The following is a 14,418-nucleotide window of genomic DNA, read 5'->3' as shown; positions in this document are numbered from 1 at the left end:
GCAACTTGCCGTTCTACCTTTTCGATACCTTCCGATATTACGCTATCTCACTATTTTTGCACAATTTATTGAAAACCCATTCGACCTAATGTATCCTGCGGTCGTCCCCTTTTTCCGCGAATTTGGAGACACATTGGAGACACGGACGATTTCCGAGGCTGTGTCTCCAACAGGAGGTGCGCATGCCAATAGTGAAGCTGACCAAGCGGGCCATAGACGCCCTCGTTCCGCCAAAAGCGAAACAAGTCATTCTGTGGGATACCGAGGTGAAGGGCTTCGGTCTTCGGATCATGGCGTCGGGTATCAAGACCTTTGTCGTCCAGTATCGAAATTCCGAGGGCATCAAGCGTCGTATGAACCTCGGACGATTTGGCGTGCTGACTGTCGACCGGGCTCGCGATCTCGCGAAACTGAAACTGGCTGAGGTCATTGTTGGAGAAGATCCCGCCGACAAGGTCCGCCAAGTTCGCAAGGGTATGACGGTTTCCGAGATGTGCAGCTGGTATCTCGAAGAGGCTCGGGCCGGGAACATTCTCGGCCGCAAGAATGTCCCCATCAAAACATCGTCGCTCGATCTGGATGAGAGCCGTATCCGCACGCATATCGGCCCACTGATCGGCAACCGCATCGTCAAGCATCTGACAATTGCGATCGTCGAGCAGATGCAGACCGACGTAAAGAACGGCAAGACTGCAAAGCCCCGGACGGGAGGCCGTGGCGGAAAGGCAACCGGTGGGCCTGGCGTCGCGGGTCGCTGCGTCGGCACGCTCCAGGCGATCCTCGGCCATGCCAAGCATAAGGGCCTGCTCGAAACCCATCCGACGCTTGGCGCCAAGAAACTCGCCGGAAAGAAAAGGACCCGGCGCCTGAGCGCCGCCGAGATCGAGATGCTCGGAAAGGCAATCGCCTATGCCGAAGCTGGCGGGGAAAACCCGATCGCCCTTGGCGTGTTGCGCACATTGCTCCTGACCGGCTATCGCCGTCAGGAAGGCCAAGCGATGCACCGCAGCTGGCTGCACTCCGATCGCGGCTATGTCATGTTTCCCGATACCAAGGGCGGCGCGCAAATTCGTGCGATTGGGCCCGCCGCAATCCGTGTGCTCGAAGCGCAGGCGGAGATTGCCGGCAACCCGCACTTGTTTCCATCGGCGATTGGCGAAGGCCCGTTTACCGCGGTCAGCGGTTGCCTGAAGCGGGTATGCGGCCTGGCGGGGATCAAAGGTGTCACGCCGCATACGCTTCGTCACACGTTTGGAAGTGTTGCCGGCGACCTCGGATTTTCAGAACTCACAATTCGCGCCATGCTGGGCCATGCCTCGCAGAATGTGACGCAAGACTATGTCCATATCGACGAAGCACTAAAGCTGGCGGTGGAGCGGACATCCAGTGAGATCGAACGATTGCTGGCACGCGGCGCCGAGAAACAGCAGACGATGCAACTAGCTGCCTAGGTCAATCATGACACGTCTGGTTTGAAACCGGGGAAAGTGGAAGATCGACTTCGGCGATAGGCGGCGTCCTTCTCGGCGCAAATCATGAGAGACGGACGTTCGCCTTTCGGCGATCACCGCATCGCTCACAGCAGTCGCTGCCACCAACCGACATCGTGCCAGGCATCAAATTTTCGTCCGACTTCACGATAGATGCCCACCAGCTCGAAGCCTATAGATTCGTGGAGCCCGATACTTGCCTCATTTGGCAGCGCGATGCCGGCAAAAGCGGCGTGATAGCCCAAGCTTGCTGCTGCCGGGAGCAGACGAGAATATAGGGAGCGCGCTATGCCGCTTCGTTGTGCGCCAGGCGCCACATAGACTGTCACGTCGACAGATGTCCGATATGCCGCGCGGGTCCTGTGCTCGGAGGCGTAGGCGTAACCGACAACCCGCCCGTCCACTTCGGCCACGAGGTAGGGATAGTGCGGCACTATGGCGGCTATGCGCCGTTCAACTTCCATGATGTCGGGCGGCACCTCCTCGAACGAGATCGTCGTGCCGGCTACGTAAGGTGCGTAAATTGCCTGAACTGCCGGTGCGTCCTCCATGACGATTTGACGAACATCCATGTTTTCACCGTTTCAGAATAGGAGATTGGACAGATTGGCCTGCCACCTCCGGGCAATCAAGGCCTCACGTCCGGCGCCGTGTTGGCGGCGCTACAGCAAAGCAGCTGCCATGCATATGCATCGTATTTTTCCGATGGGTCTTGACGCACATATACCTATCGGATAATCCCGATGTATGAACACCGACACCGCCCTTGCCGCGCTCGCGGCGCTTTCACACCCCACCCGGCTCGAGGCCTTCCGCTTGTTGGTCCAACATGAGCCCGAAGGGCTGTCGACGGGCCAACTTGTCGATGCCTCGGGACTGACCCAGAGCACATTCTCCACTCATCTTGCGGTTCTTGCCAAAGCCGGGCTGGTCAAATCAGAGAAGCGCGGACGCCAGTTTATCCAGCGCGCCGAGATCGACGCACTGAAGGGCTTGATGCTCTTTCTCGCGAAGGACTGCTGCCAAGGGCGCCCCGAATTGTGTGAGCCGCTGCTCGCCGAGCTCGCCTGCTGCTGACGGGAACCCGATCATGACCGACATTATCATCTATCATAATCCCGACTGCGGAACGTCGCGCAATACGCTCGCTATGATCCGTAACGCGGGCATCGAGCCCCATGTCGTCGAATATCTGAAGACACCGCCCTCGCGGCCAATGCTTGTCCAGCTGATCGAGCGAGCCGGCATCTCGCCGCGCGACCTGCTCCGCGAAAAGGGAACGCCCTTCACCGAACTCGGCCTCGGCGATGAGAGCATCGACGATGACGCCCTGATCGACGCGATGATGGCGCATCCGATCCTGATCAACCGGCCGCTCGTCGTCTCGCCGCTCGGCGTGAAGCTCTGCCGCCCGTCGGAAGCGGTGCTCGACCTCCTTGCTGCACGCCAGCGCGGCGCTTTCGCCAAGGAAGACGGCGAACAGGTGGTCGACGACGCCGGCAATCGCCTCGGCGCCTGAGGAACGATTCGATGACGCAACCGGAGCGCGAACGCCTGTCGTTTCTCGACCGCTATCTGACCTTGTGGATATTCCTCGCGATGGCGCTGGGCGTCTTGCTCGGCTCGACCTTCACCGGACTTCCCGCCACGATCGACAGCCTCTCGTGGGGCTCGACGAACATGCCGATCGCAATCGGCCTCATCTTGATGATGTATCCGCCGCTCGCGCGCGTTCGCTACGACGAGCTGCCGCGGGTGTTCGAGGACAAGCGGGTTCTCGCGATATCGCTGATCCAGAACTGGATCATCGGTCCGGTGCTGATGTTCGCGCTCGCGGTCATCTTCCTCTCGGACAAACCCGAATATATGACCGGCCTGATCCTCATCGGCCTCGCGCGCTGTATCGCGATGGTGATTGTGTGGAACCAACTTGCGAAGGGCGACAATCAATATGTCGCGGCGCTCGTCGCCTTCAACTCGATCTTCCAGATCCTCTTCTTCAGCGTCTATGCCTGGTTTTTCCTGACCGTGCTGCCGCCGCTCTTCGCGCTCGAAAGCAGCGTCATCAACGTCAGCTTCTGGACGGTCGCCGAGGCGGTGCTGATCTATCTCGGCATCCCGTTCCTCGCTGGCTTCCTGACCCGCAAAATACTGGCCGGCGCCAAGGGCAATGACTGGTACGAGAAGCGCTTCCTGCCAAGGATCGCGCCGATCACCCTCGTCGCGCTGCTCTTTACGATCGTCGCGATGTTCAGCCTAAAGGGGAGCGAGATCGTCACCATTCCGGGCGACGTCGTGCGGATCGCGATCCCGCTCACCATCTATTTCGTCGTCCAGTTCGTCATCAGCTTCTGGATGGGAAAGCTGATCGAAGCCGATTATCCTCGCACGACCGCGATCGCCTTCACCGCGGCGGGCAATAATTTCGAACTGGCGATCGCCGTCGCCATCTCCGCGTTTGGCCTTGCATCCCCCGTTGCTTTTGCAGCGGTCATTGGCCCGCTGGTCGAAGTGCCTGTGCTGATCCTGCTGGTCCATCTCGCCTTCTGGTTCGGCAGGCGCTGGTTTCCCGCCTCCACTCCCGCGAAAGACTGACCATCATGTCCGCCACGACTTTCTCCCGTCTCCGGACGCTCGCTGACCCCGACCATTTTCCGGCGCTGAGCCCCGAATATATCCGGTCGCAGCCCGGCCTCGGCCTTGGCCCGCTCGATCCGGCGCCGCGCATCCTCCTTCTCTATGGGTCGCTTCGCGAACGCTCATTTTCGCGGCTCGTGGTCGAGGAGACCGCGCGCCTGCTCCGGCTGTTCGGCTGCGAAACGCGCATTTTCAACCCGTCGGACCTGCCGCTGCCCGACCTGATCGCCGACGACGATCATCCGGCGGTCGAGGAACTGCGCCAGCATTCGCTCTGGTCGGAAGGTCACGTCTGGTGCAGCCCCGAGCGGCACGGACAGATCACCGGCATCATGAAAGCTCAGATCGACCATCTGCCACTTGCCTATAAGGGTCTGCGCCCGACACAGGGACGCACGCTCGCGGTGATGCAGGTGTCTGCGGGATCGCAGTCGTTCAACAGCGTCAACACGCTGCGCATTCTCGGCCGCTGGATGCGAATGATCACGATTCCCAACCAGTCTAGCGTCGCGAAGGCCTATGCCGAGTTCGACGAGGCGGGACGCATGTTGCCCTCGAGCTATTATGACCGGATCGTCGATGTTGCCGAGGAGCTTGTGCGATTCACCGTGCTTACGCGCGGCCATGCCGACCATCTCGTCGATCGCTATTCGGAGCGCAAGGACCGCAACGAGCCTGTCATCACGCCGGCCGAGATGGCGGGTTTACCGGGGACATGATATTTTTTCCTTCGCCCGTCCAGCCGCTTGGAATTTCCCCGCACCAACCTGTATAGACGGGTTATGGATTTCAGCCCTCGCACAGCCGGAAGCGGTTCAAACAATTCAAAAGGTTCAGCCGGTTCCCGGCCAGTCGAAGCCGAGGACAAGGACAGCCGCGCTGCGCCACGCTATGCGGCAATCAAGCAAAGCATTTGCGACGCCGTTCGGGACGGCCACTTAAAACCCGGCGACCGTGTTCCCTCGGAAGCTGAACTGGTGCAGCAGTTCGACGTATCGCGCATGACCGCGAACCGAGCTCTCCGCGAGCTGCAGGCTGCGGGCATATTGGTTCGCCGCGCCGGTAGCGGGTCGTTTATTGCGGAGCCGAAACCGATCGGCCAGATTATCGAAATCCGAAATATTGCGGAAGAGATACGCGAGCGCGGTCATGTTTACCGTGCCCGTGTCGTGCAGAATGACGAGATCCGGGCCAATGCCGAAATGGCGGCGCTTTTGGAAGTGCCGGTCGGGACAAAATTGTTCCACTCGATCATCGTCCATCACGAAGCGGAATTCCCGATCCAGCTCGAAGAGCGCTTTGTGCTCGCGTCAGCTGCCCCTGACTATGGAAAGATGGACTTCACGCAGACGACGCCGAACGAATATCTGACACAAACCGCGCCGCTCGAACGGGTCGAGCACCGCGTCCGCGCGGAGATGCCCGATGCGCGAACGCACGGCATGCTGGGGCTGTCGAATGGTGAACCGGTGCTGCGGATGACGCGGAGAACATGGAGCCACTCACGCCTTGTCAGCCACGCCTGGCTAACGCATCCCGGCTCGCGCTTCGAACTCTCGGCCGCCTTTTCGATCGACGATTGACGGCCGCTGGTCAGGCTGTGCTGCGGGTCACCACAGGCTTGCGGCGCCGGCGCAACCATCGGAAATCGGCGCGGCTGAAGCTTTTGAAGAGCAGATAGAAGCCGGTCCCGGAAAGCCATAGCGCGCCAAAGGCGACGAAGATGATCAGCGGGTGATTGAAGCTCTTCCGGTTCACATAATCCATATTGTGGAGCATCCAGAAAAAGTCCCACGTCCGCCAGGTATCGCCGCGCATCACGAGGAAGCGCGCGGTGTCGAGCGAGACATAGGCGCTGCTGTTCTCGGCATCGGCAAAGTCGACGCGCCACATCGCCCCGTCATGATCGCGCGCTTCAAGGTTTGGCCTGGCGAGTATGCTGACCTTCTGGATCGGCGCCTCGTTCATCATCGACGCGACCTCGCGCGCCATGTCCTCATCAACGCGCATATCCTTACCGGTGGTGGCATCGACGAGGCGGGTGCCCTTGGTCGTACGAAGTTCATAGACCGGCCGAGCGCCGAGATCGCGCAAGAGAACTCCCGTGACAGGTTCGCCGCGCGGCAAGGCAGCGACGTCGAAATACTCGCCAGCAGGCAGGGGATGCGCATGCGACATGCCGCCGCCGTGGCCGCCAACCTTGTCTTTGTCGAGAAGCGCCATGACTGAGCCGCTCAAGGCCCAGAGCAGGAACTGGAGTCCGAGGATAAGCCCGACCCATTTGTGGATGCGGCGGAAAAAGAGCGGCGTCAGCCGGATGCGTTTCATGCCGTCTTCTTCTTTCGGCGCTTGAAGGACCAGATCAGCAGCCACGCGCCCGTCAGCGCCATGGCAAAGGCGCTCCAGGTCGCGACGCGGAGCAGCGGGTTGTTGACGTCGGTCCGTTCGTCATAATCCATGATGTGGAGCATCCACGCGAAGTCGAAGACGCGCCACAGGGCGTGGCGGCGCGAGATGAGTTCGCCCGTCTGCGGCGACAGATAGAGCGTCGGACGGTTCCAGCCTTCGAACTCGACTTGCCAATAGGGCGGCTTGCGCGACTGCATTTCCTGCGGCGCCTTCGCAAGCAGCTGCACCGAAACGATCTTGCCCTCGCCCGTATAGATGCGCCGCGCCTGCTCGCGGACCTGGGACTCGGTCAGGGCAGGCAGCGGCGCACCTGAGCGGGCATCGAACAGTTTCGCGCCTTCCGGCGTCTCGGCTCGCCATACCGGGGACCCGAAAAATCGCTGCAAGCGGATTTCCGAAACGCCGGGTGCGGCCGCAACGATTCGCGAGGGCGGCGCAAGGCCGGCAAGGTCGATAACTTCGGTCGCCGGCGCGCGCACCAGATGGTCGCCATGTATGGTGTCGATATGGACAACCACCATATAAAAGCCCGTCAGAGTCCAGAGCAAAGCCTGGACGCCAACCACCAGGGCCAACCATTTATGCGTTCGCCGTACAAGCAACGGCCAGCGGATAGCCATGACGATAGCCTCAGAATGCCGTCCGGAAGCCGACATAGAAGCGGCGCCCAAGCAGGTCATAGGTCATCGTGTCGGTGTTCGCATCGGTAAAGCTCTGGATGTAGGGCGCCTTGCGGTCGAAGAGATTGTCGACACCGACCTGGAAACGCGTCTTCTCGTCGATCTCGAAGGCAACCTGGAGATTGTGATAGAAGACGTTGGGGGTGCTGTAGCCAATTTCTCCAGGCGAAGCGTTGAAGTCGGTCGCCTTGCCGATCCACTGCGTCGACCAGGTCGCGCTGACGCCGTCCTTTTCGGCGGTCAGGACGCCATAGCCGCGCCACTTCGGATAACCGCCGTTCCCGCCGCCGATGAAACCGTCAAAGTCGATCGGCGCGCCGCCGGGAAAGGGCAGGACGACATATTTGTTGAGGTAGGTCAGGTTGACGTCGAGCGAGACATTCACGCTGCCGATGTCATTATTATAGACGAGGCCAAGATCGAGGCCGTTCATCTCCTCGCGTCCGGTGTTGATCGGCTGCGCCGAAAGGAAGGTCACCTCTCCAGTCAGCGGACTGCGCGTGAAATCGTCGCAGAAGGGATGCGACAGGTTGGCGCTGGCGTAACAGATGGCGAGCTTGGTCGAACCCGGAATCGCCCGGATCGCATCCTTGATCTTGATGTCGAACCAGTCGGCGGTCAGCGACAGGCCGGGAACCAGCCCCTTGGGCGAAATAACCGTCCCGACGGTCCAGGTCGTCGAGCTTTCGGGCTGAAGATCCTCGTTGCCGCCAACGGTTGTCAGGATCGTCGTGCCAAGCTGAACATAGTTCGCCGGGACGCCCGATGCCTGGCAATTGGCAATCAGCCCGGCGTTGCCGCTTGTCGAATAGCGCGAGCAGGGATCGGTCGTCGTAAGATTGCCTTCGGACACACCGCCGAACAGTTCGGGGACATTCGGAATACGAAAGCCGGTGCCGTAGGTGCCGCGCAGACGGAAGCTGTCGTTGATGACCCAGTCGAGGCTGGCCTTATAGTTCCAGTCGCTTCCGAACAGATCATAGTTTGAATAGCGGACCGCGCCGCCGGCCGTCAGCGCTTGGAAAAAGGGCGTATCGGCAAGAATAGGCACCGACAGCTCGAGATAGGCTTCCTTTGCGATGCTGGTCCCCGAGATCGGGCTTTGCTGGTTGGTGTTGGCAATGCCGAGCACCGTCAGCGGATCGGGATCGCGCCAGCCTTTCTCCTTGCGATAGACCACACCAGCCGCGAAGGAGACGGGTCCTGCGGGCAGCTTGAACAAGTCGCCGTTGAGGTCGGCGGTCACTGTTGCCAGCTCGTTGCCGCCGCGATCGCGCGAGGTGAAGAGGATATAATCGAGCACTTCCGGGGTCAGATCGCCGAAACCGAGATAGTCGCCACACGGAATGGCCGCGCCGGGCGCTGGGCTGCAAATGCTGGTATTGATCGTATTGCGGACGCGCTCGAGATTGGCGATGTTGGTGGACCCATCGACCGCGGTGTTGCGTCCGAACGCGCCCGCGACTTCCCAGCCCCAGTCATTAGACAGCTTGCCGCGCAGCCCGAAAGTGCCCTGCCAGGTGTCGGTTTCCTGAAAGAATTGGCGCGGCCCGGGCTCGGCGAGACGCCGCTGGATGAGGACGATGTTCTGCCCGGTCGGATTGGTCGGGTTGCTCGCCGCGATCGACAGATTGCGCAGCGTGCCCGGCGTCGCAATCTGGTTCGACTTGCGGAAGGTATAAAGGAATTCGCCGAACGCCTCGATATTGTCGGTCAGGTCATAGTCAGCGAAGAAGGCCGTGCTGACACGTTCGACCGGGCTAACCGCGTTAAGGAATGGGTTCGAGTTGAAATTATGCTTCGCCGCGCTGTAGGGCTCGAAAAAGTTGCCGTTGCCGCCGAGGACCTGGTTGAAATTGATCTGCTGGCCGTTCGGCAGCACCGCGCGGCCGCCGATCGTCGAGGCGCTGTTGACGCAGCCAAGTGTGCCGGGGGTGGTTTCCGCAAGCGAGCAGGGTGCGCGGGTCGCCATATTGACGGCGCTGGTCTTCTGATAGGTTACCGCAGCCATGAAGCCGCCGCGGTCGTTGCGGATGCCCCAGATCAGGTCGGCGGTGAAATCCGATCCGTCGCCCTTTTCGGTGATGCCCTGGCGAACGCTGAGACCGAGACCTTCATAGTCGGTCCGCGTCACGAGGTTGACAACGCCCGCCATCGCGTCGGCGCCATAGATCGCGGAGGCGCCGTCCTTGAGCACATCGGTGCGCGCGAGCGCGACGACCGGGATCATGTTGAGGTCGGGTGACGAGTTCGCCCCGGTTCCGCCCGCGACGAGGCGACGACCGTTGAGCAACACGAGCGTCCGCTTGATACCGAGACCGCGCAGGTTGACCTGCGCGGTGCCATAGCCGTTGTTCGCCCAATAGGCCGAGGTCTGGTTACCCGCAAAGCCGGCGTTGGCGGGCAGGCGCTGCAGCACCGTCTCGATATTCACCAGACCGGTGTTCTCAATCTGCTCAGCCGAAACGACCGTGGCGGGACCGACACCGGCCAGATCCTGACGCCGGATACGCGAGCCGGTTACGACGATATCGCTCCCCGCATCACTGACCTCCGCGGCGGGCCTGGGGGCCTCTCCTTCCTGCGCGAAGACCGGCGTTGCGATAGTTGCGACCACCGCGGCGCTCGCGAGCAATGATTTTTTGATCGACATGCGAAACCCCCTTTTGGTTACGTTATGAACCGTAGAGAGCATCAAATGTATATACAGGTCAATAGAAATAATTGGCTAACTTCAATAAGTTAGCCTCATTTCTCTTGGTTGCAGCGGATATGCTTTATACGCACGCCAAAGACTTTCCCCTCATGTCGAAGACATTTTTTTTCCTATGGAGCGAGCCCGCACCTGCGGCGCGTAGTCATATCTCAAATTCTGGTAATTAAATTACAGCAACTCTCGCTTGCTGGCCGTCCCGCGCCGCGGCTGTTGCGAACGATTCCTGACGGACGCGCGAATCGCCGGAGACCGGACTACTCATGCTGATGGCCATTTCGAATGGTTCACGCTGGCCCGAGGCGCTGCGCACAAGCCCCCGCGCCCCCGGCAGCGGCGCGGGAGAGGAGATACCACCGGTCGGAGCAGCGGCCGCGTCAGCCGTGGCGCGACGTTAGGTGCGAAATTCAGAAATCTTGCCGTCGCCGCCGAATGCCATCACGTCGAATGCGTCCGCACTGCCATCGGGCATTTCCATGCCCGGAGAGCCGCGCGGCATACCGGGCACGGCAATTCCGCGAATGTCGCGTGGTTTGTCCTGGAGGAGTCTCGCGATATGCCGCATCGGCACATGACCCTCGATTGCGTAGCCACCGATGAGGGCCGTGTGGCACGACGCCAGCTGGTCAGGCACGCCAAGTCGCACCTTGACCGCAGCCATGTCCGCGCGGTTCTCGACGGTCACCTGATAACCGGCTTTGCGTGCGATATCCGCCCACGCTTCGCAGCATCCGCATTCGGGATCGCGATAGACGAGCATCTGCCTGCTTTTCGTCGCATTGGCGACCGGCGTGCGCGCGTTGCCATTCTTCTCTTCCGCTGCCGTTGGCCGCGAGGAAGAATTGCAGCCCGCAAGCATCATCCCCGACCCGGCCGCAACCAAGCCAAAAAGATGGCGCCGGGTGATCGGACTTTTCATGTCATTTCCTCGCGAGAATCGACTTCATCTGTTCGATTTCGGCCGCCTGCCCCGCGATGATGTCGCTGCAGAGCCGTCGTAGTTCAGCATCCTTGAGCGAAGCCTGTTCGCACATGAGAATGGCGCCCGAATGATGCGGGATCATCGAACGCAAGAAGGCGGTGTCGCCGATCGTCGTCTGCGTCCGGATGAGCGCGAAGCTTCCGAAGAAGGCGAGCGCCGATCCGAGCAGCAGGACCATGTTGAGACGCCTCGACGGAAACATGCCCGGCATTGCGACGATCATCAGCACGACCATCGGTGCGACCATCATCAGCGTCATGTAGAGCATGTTGAGATTGTTGTAGAAGCTCGAGAGGCGGTCGATCATGACGAACATCACCAGATACATGATGATGCCGCTGACGATCGTCTGCAGCGCGAGGCTGCGATAGGCTGGTTTCATGGCATTTCTCCTCGACGTCCTGCCACCCCGCAAAACTTCTAGAACCAGGCCCTCACCCCCATTACGAAGCTGACACCATTGGCATCCTCGCCCGCCGCCCGCGCAAAGCGCGCGGTGTCGCCGAATTTGCGCGCCCATTCGACGCCGACATAGGGGGCGAACTCTTTCACGATCTCGTAGCGCAGGCGGAGCCCGAGTTCCATATTCGACAGGCCCGACCCAACGCCGCTCTCGGGCACGTCCCGCGCCGCGAGATTGAATTCGGCCATCGGCTGGAGGATCAGCTTCTGGGTGAGGCGCTGGTCGTAATAGCCTTCGAGCCGGGCGAGCAAGTCGCCCTTGTTCGAAAGGAAGAGTGCGCCCTCGACTTCGAACCAATAGGGCGCGAGTCCCTCAAAACCAATGGTCGCATAGGTTCGGTCGGGGCCCGGTCCGAAGTCCTGCCGGATCCCGGCCTGCGCGTTGAAATAGGGCCCGATCGCCCGGCTGTAGAGCGCCTGCACTTCGCTGCTCTCGATACCCTCGCCGAACACGCCTTCGCCCTCGCTTTTGACGGTGAGCCGGTTGATGTCGCCGCCGTACCAGGCCTCGCCGTCCCAGCGGAAACCATCGCGGCCTTTGCGCGCCTGATATTCGGCGAGATTGAAGCTGACGAAGGCGATGGTCTGCGCCCCATTTTCCTTCATCATCTCGTGACGCGAATGCTCCATTTCGCCCTTGGGATAAATGCGATCGGCATACCAGTCTGCGGGCGGCGCGGGCGCGACCGCGTCGCCCGGCGGCAGGTCCGTGCCGCTGGCGCTGCTCGCCGCTGCCATGCCTTCCATTCCCGCCATGGGCTCCGCAGCCTTCGGTGTGCAATGGCCCATTTTGGCATGTTCGGGGGTACAGTCGGGATCCGTCGGCGGCGCAGTGTCTTGATCCATCGCACCCATATCCGCAGCGTCCTTGCCCAAAGCCTCCGCCTCGGGCGTACAATGGCCCATTGCCGCATGTTCGGGCGCGCAGGTCGAGGCCGCGGGCTCGCTATCCATCTCCGGCATATCGCCATGGTCCATCGGCTCCATCGACCCGTCTGCGGCCGTATCGGTTGCAGGCGGCGCATCCGGTGCCGGCGTGGACGAGGGAGCGGGCGTCGCGGTGGGGGCCGCGCCGTGCATCGAATGGTCCATCGACTGGGCTGCGGCGGGAACAGCAAAAGCGAACGGCGCGATGCCCGCAAGGAGGAGCGCGATCCGGGTCATTCGCCGTCTCCCTTCGGGCGGACACTGACGACGCGCATCATTCCGGCGTGCATATGGTAGAGGAGATGGCAGTGGAACGCCCAGTCGCCGAGCGCGTCGGCGGTGAAGTCGAAGCTCGCGGTGCCGCCCGGCTGAACCAGCACGGTATGCTTGCGCGGCGAGCGGTCGCCCTTGCCGGTAACCAGTTCGAAGAAATGCCCGTGCAGGTGAATGGGATGGCTCATCATCGAATCGTTGATGAGGTTAATCCGCACCCGCTCGCCCTCGATGAACGGGATCGGCTCATGATAGTCGGACATCTTCACGCCGTCGAACGACCACATGAAGCGTTCCATGTTTCCGGTAAGATGGATGTCGAGCGAGCGCGAGGCGGCGCGCACATCGGGGTTGCGCTCTAGCGCGACCAGATCGTGGTAGGTCAGCACCTTGTGTCCGACGTCCTCAAGCCCCTGTCCCGGCTCGCCCATCCGGTCGACCGGCATCGGCGAGATCGTCTGAACACCCGGATCGCGCTTGACCTGCGGCGCGACATTGAAGTCGCGCATGCTGTGCTGCATGGCGCCACCCGAACCATGATCCATTCCTGCCATCGCGCCGGCTTCGCCTGCCGGCGTGCAATGACCCATCTTGGCATGTTCCGGCGAACAGGAAGGGTCGCTCGCGGGCATAGGCATCGCGCCCATATTGCTTCCACCCGAATGGTCCATTCCCGCCATCGCGCCGCCCGACATGTCCATGTCGCCCATGCCCATGTCCTTCATCGTCGCGAGCGGCCGTTCGCGCAGCGGCGGAACCTCGGCGATCATGCCGACGCGCGGCGCAAGCGTCGCGCGGCCCATCCCCGACCGGTCGTTGGCCTCGGCGACGAGCGTGTAGGCGTGGTCCTCGACGGGGGTCACGATCACATCGTAGGTTTCCGCGACGGCGATCTGGAACTCGTCAATCTCGGTCGGCACGACATTGAGCCCGTCGGCCTGCACCACCGTCATCCTGAGGCCCGGAATACGGACATTGAAGATCGTCATCGCCGAGGCATTGATGATCCGCAGGCGCACGCGTTCGCCCGGATTGAAAAGCGCGGTCCAGTTGTCGCGCGGGCCGTGGCCGTTGACGAGGAAGGTGTAAGTGGAGCCGTTGACGTCGGCGACGTCGGTCGGGTCCATCCGCATCTTGCCCCAATCGATGCGCTCCGCAAGTGATTGATCCTTGCCGGCCATGAGGCCAGATAAGGTCTGGCGTTGCATATTGAAATGGCCAGGATTGACCTTGAGTTTGCGGAAAATCGCTTCGGGCGAGATCTGGCTATGGTCGGACAGGACCACGACATGCTCGCGGTCGTACCCGATCGGATCAGCGCCGGCGGGATCGATGACGATCGGCCCATAATGGCCGAGCTGCTCCTGAAGCCCTGAATGGCTGTGATACCAATAGGTGCCCGACTGAACGACGGGAAATTCGTAGACGAAAGTCGATCGCGGCTTGATGCCGGGAAAGCTCACGCCGGGTACGCCGTCCATCTGGAACGGCAGGATCAGGCCATGCCAGTGGATCGAGCTATCCTCGTCGAGGTCGTTGACGACGGTGAGCTTCGCCGTCTGCCCTTCCTTGAGGCGCACCAGCGGCGCCGGGACCGTGCCGTTGATGCCGATGGCGCGGCTCAGCTTGCCGTCGATTCGCATCGTCTGCCGAGCGATGCGCAGAGTGATGTCGTTGCCCGAAACGGTTGGAACGGGCGCGGTGATCCCGGTCGATCCCGACTGGGCCCAAGCGGGGAACCATGCAGCCATCGCGGCCGCCGCTCCGCCGCCCAATGCCCCGTTTACAAATCGACGCCTGTCTATCTGCATTATTCATCCCGACCGTTACTGATTGTTCCTAAAG

14 protein-coding genes are annotated in these 14,418 nt (G+C 61.3%); 6 read left to right on the top strand and 8 right to left on the bottom strand.

Going from position 1 to position 14,418, the window contains the following annotated elements; genetic code table 11:
- Positions 1 to 182: 182 nt before the first annotated feature.
- Positions 183 to 1,451: a site-specific integrase gene (locus tag QOL68_RS07715; protein ID WP_282949172.1), complete on the top strand. Its 1,269-nt coding sequence runs from the start codon at positions 183 to 185 to the stop codon at positions 1,449 to 1,451.
- Positions 1,452 to 1,576: 125 nt separating this feature from the next.
- Here QOL68_RS07715 and QOL68_RS07710 read toward each other — a convergent pair whose 3' ends face one another.
- Positions 1,577 to 2,062 carry an arsinothricin resistance N-acetyltransferase ArsN1 family B gene (locus tag QOL68_RS07710; protein WP_282949174.1) on the bottom strand — a complete coding sequence of 162 codons (486 nt, stop codon included), beginning with the start codon at positions 2,060 to 2,062 and terminating at the stop codon, positions 1,577 to 1,579.
- Positions 2,063 to 2,237: 175 nt separating this feature from the next.
- Between QOL68_RS07710 and QOL68_RS07705 the strand changes: the two genes are divergently transcribed.
- The 5 genes from QOL68_RS07705 to hutC are packed head-to-tail and all read left to right on the top strand — an operon-like array spanning position 2,238 to position 5,710.
- Positions 2,238 to 2,567, top strand: coding sequence for an ArsR/SmtB family transcription factor (locus tag QOL68_RS07705; protein WP_282949176.1), 330 nt, complete (start codon positions 2,238 to 2,240; stop codon positions 2,565 to 2,567).
- Positions 2,568 to 2,580: 13 nt separating this feature from the next.
- A complete protein-coding gene (arsC, locus tag QOL68_RS07700) occupies positions 2,581 to 3,009 on the top strand; it encodes an arsenate reductase (glutaredoxin) (RefSeq protein WP_282949178.1) in 429 nt (142 codons plus the stop codon).
- An 11-nt stretch (positions 3,010 to 3,020) separates the two neighbouring features.
- A complete protein-coding gene (gene arsB / locus QOL68_RS07695; protein WP_282949180.1) occupies positions 3,021 to 4,085 on the top strand; it encodes an ACR3 family arsenite efflux transporter in 1,065 nt (354 codons plus the stop codon).
- 5 nt (positions 4,086 to 4,090) lie between these two features.
- The gene (arsH, locus tag QOL68_RS07690) at positions 4,091 to 4,846 is read left to right on the top strand and encodes an arsenical resistance protein ArsH (protein ID WP_282949182.1); all 756 of its coding nucleotides are present in this window, start codon (positions 4,091 to 4,093) and stop codon (positions 4,844 to 4,846) included.
- Positions 4,847 to 4,873: 27 nt separating this feature from the next.
- A complete protein-coding gene (gene hutC, locus QOL68_RS07685; RefSeq protein WP_282949184.1) occupies positions 4,874 to 5,710 on the top strand; it encodes a histidine utilization transcriptional repressor HutC in 837 nt (278 codons plus the stop codon).
- A 10-nt stretch (positions 5,711 to 5,720) separates the two neighbouring features.
- Here hutC and QOL68_RS07680 read toward each other — a convergent pair whose 3' ends face one another.
- From QOL68_RS07680 to QOL68_RS07650, 7 genes are all read right to left on the bottom strand, one after another.
- Positions 5,721 to 6,455, bottom strand: a complete 735-nt coding sequence (locus QOL68_RS07680) for a PepSY domain-containing protein (RefSeq protein WP_282949186.1) — start codon at positions 6,453 to 6,455, stop codon at positions 5,721 to 5,723.
- Positions 6,452 to 7,156 carry a PepSY domain-containing protein gene (locus QOL68_RS07675; RefSeq protein ID WP_282949188.1) on the bottom strand — a complete coding sequence of 235 codons (705 nt, stop codon included), beginning with the start codon at positions 7,154 to 7,156 and terminating at the stop codon, positions 6,452 to 6,454. Before QOL68_RS07675 ends, QOL68_RS07680 begins: the two co-directional genes overlap by 4 nt.
- Positions 7,157 to 7,166: 10 nt before the next feature.
- Positions 7,167 to 9,869, bottom strand: coding sequence for a TonB-dependent receptor domain-containing protein (locus QOL68_RS07670; protein WP_282949189.1), 2,703 nt, complete (start codon positions 9,867 to 9,869; stop codon positions 7,167 to 7,169).
- Positions 9,870 to 10,323: 454 nt separating this feature from the next.
- Positions 10,324 to 10,689: a DUF411 domain-containing protein gene (locus QOL68_RS07665; RefSeq protein ID WP_282949191.1), complete on the bottom strand. Its 366-nt coding sequence runs from the start codon at positions 10,687 to 10,689 to the stop codon at positions 10,324 to 10,326.
- 160 nt (positions 10,690 to 10,849) lie between these two features.
- Positions 10,850 to 11,293, bottom strand: a complete 444-nt coding sequence (locus QOL68_RS07660; RefSeq protein WP_282949192.1) for a DUF305 domain-containing protein — start codon at positions 11,291 to 11,293, stop codon at positions 10,850 to 10,852.
- Between the two features lie 38 nt (positions 11,294 to 11,331).
- On the bottom strand, positions 11,332 to 12,537 hold the full coding sequence (locus QOL68_RS07655; RefSeq protein ID WP_282949193.1) for a copper resistance protein B: 1,206 nt from the start codon (positions 12,535 to 12,537) through the stop codon (positions 11,332 to 11,334).
- Positions 12,534 to 14,384 carry a copper resistance system multicopper oxidase gene (locus QOL68_RS07650; protein ID WP_282949194.1) on the bottom strand — a complete coding sequence of 617 codons (1,851 nt, stop codon included), beginning with the start codon at positions 14,382 to 14,384 and terminating at the stop codon, positions 12,534 to 12,536. Before QOL68_RS07650 ends, QOL68_RS07655 begins: the two co-directional genes overlap by 4 nt.
- Positions 14,385 to 14,418 lie beyond the last annotated feature (34 nt).

Source organism: Sphingopyxis sp. Geo25 (genome assembly GCF_949769135.1).
GTDB lineage: Bacteria > Pseudomonadota > Alphaproteobacteria > Sphingomonadales > Sphingomonadaceae > Sphingopyxis.
This window is presented reverse-complemented; position numbering and strand designations above follow the sequence as displayed.